Raw genomic sequence first — 1,476 nt, 5'->3', positions numbered from 1 at the left:
TTTTAACTATGTTTATTTTTTAAAAATGGTCGCAATGATTTGATCATAAGTCATTTCGGTATCAACTACGAAAGTACCAGGACGCAAATTTTTCTCGACGCCTTTTTTCTCTACATCTTGGGAGAATTTAAAGTCATCTGGGACTATTTTAGCTTTTTCAAGCATTTTTCCGACATCGATGCTCGTCATCCCTTGTGTCACAGAAATAACTGCACGATAGGCAATCTTTTTAGAATTATTATTAGCCGTGGAAGCTGCTGAAGACGTGGAAGCTGCTTTTTTTGCTGCTTCTAATGCCTTATCATATTCTGCATTCGGTTGGACTACATAACCTGCAGCTAATAGTTTTTCTTTCATATCTGTTTCTGTTAGTTGAGCGACTGTTTGCTGCTCGCTCTTGGCTGGTTTGTCAGCTGCTTTTGTGATCGCAGGATCGTCAGTGAAGTAAACAGCACCACAAATGGTCGTAGCTAAAAGAATTCCGGCCGCAAAGCTGCTCACTACATTAAATTTCATGGGCTAATTTGCTCCTTTCATCCTTTGCTGCCAGATATGGAGCTAAAAATCGGTTAATTTCATTCTCTGAAACTTGTTTTTTCTGAGCAATTGTCTCAATCGAATATTTCCGTTTATATAAATCTAGTACTTCACGCTTAAAAATAATTTCTTCCGGAGTCAGTTGAACGCCTGCTTCCTTTGTAACTACTTCTATATCAAGTTCCAGATTTCGAATTTGCTCTTGGACGTTATTGATATCTTTCATAACAGAAACATGAACCATATCAATTTCCGTTTGTTTTTGTTTTTCTACTTTGCGATTCGACATAATTGAAACGATTAGCAACACAGCTGATATCGCAATCAACAGAATTAATGTCCATTCCATCATATTAGTTTCCTCCTTCATTTACATAGCAATCCACAATTCCCTATTATACATCCTAACTATAAATTTTTCGATTAAAACCGACTAAATGAGACACAAGTCGGATGGATTTGACAAAAAGAACCTCAAATTCTATAAAATGACTAAATAATATGGTTCCTAGTTATAGTTACTACATCTTTCGGAAGGTATAAAAAAAGCAATGCAGCTTTGCATTGCTTTTTCACTAATCTTATTTTTAACTCTGAAAAAAACTAACTAATGTCCCACTAGCAATCGTGTGTGACTTCAAAATTGGCGCTATATCCTCAAAGAATACCACTTTATGTGGAATATCAGTTGTCTCTATATCTAGAGCATAGACAGCAATTTGGTAAGCATGATCTCCAGTCAACTCAGCGGGCTGCATCCCATAATAAGGTTTTATTTGCTGATAATCTGTTAAACTAACCGCCGCATTTTCTGCTAGTTCTGATGTGGAAGCGTCAATATTAATCACTGCCCAATGTACCCAGTATTCAGATAGAACGTGGGCATCATAAACGACCACAGCAAACGATTTAGCGTTAGCAGGTGCACCTGCCCACTTT

At 37.1% G+C, this 1,476-nt stretch carries 3 protein-coding genes; all 3 read right to left on the bottom strand.

Features of this window, described 5'->3' with window-relative positions; genetic code table 11:
• Nucleotides 1-12: 12 nt before the first annotated feature.
• Nucleotides 13-516, bottom strand: coding sequence for an aminodeoxychorismate lyase (locus V7137_RS30260; protein ID WP_335701495.1), 504 nt, complete (start codon nucleotides 514-516; stop codon nucleotides 13-15).
• Nucleotides 506-889: a hypothetical protein gene (locus V7137_RS30255; RefSeq protein ID WP_335701494.1), complete on the bottom strand. Its 384-nt coding sequence runs from the start codon at nucleotides 887-889 to the stop codon at nucleotides 506-508. The genes V7137_RS30260 and V7137_RS30255 overlap by 11 nt, the downstream gene beginning before the upstream one ends.
• A gap of 235 nt (nucleotides 890-1,124) precedes the next feature.
• Nucleotides 1,125-1,476: YbhB/YbcL family Raf kinase inhibitor-like protein (locus V7137_RS30250; protein WP_335701493.1), on the bottom strand; the 352-nt coding region annotated here is incomplete at its 5' end.

Source organism: Neobacillus drentensis (genome assembly GCF_036962765.1).
Taxonomy (GTDB): Bacteria; Bacillota; Bacilli; order Bacillales; family Cytobacillaceae; genus Neobacillus; species Neobacillus drentensis_C.
This window is presented reverse-complemented; position numbering and strand designations above follow the sequence as displayed.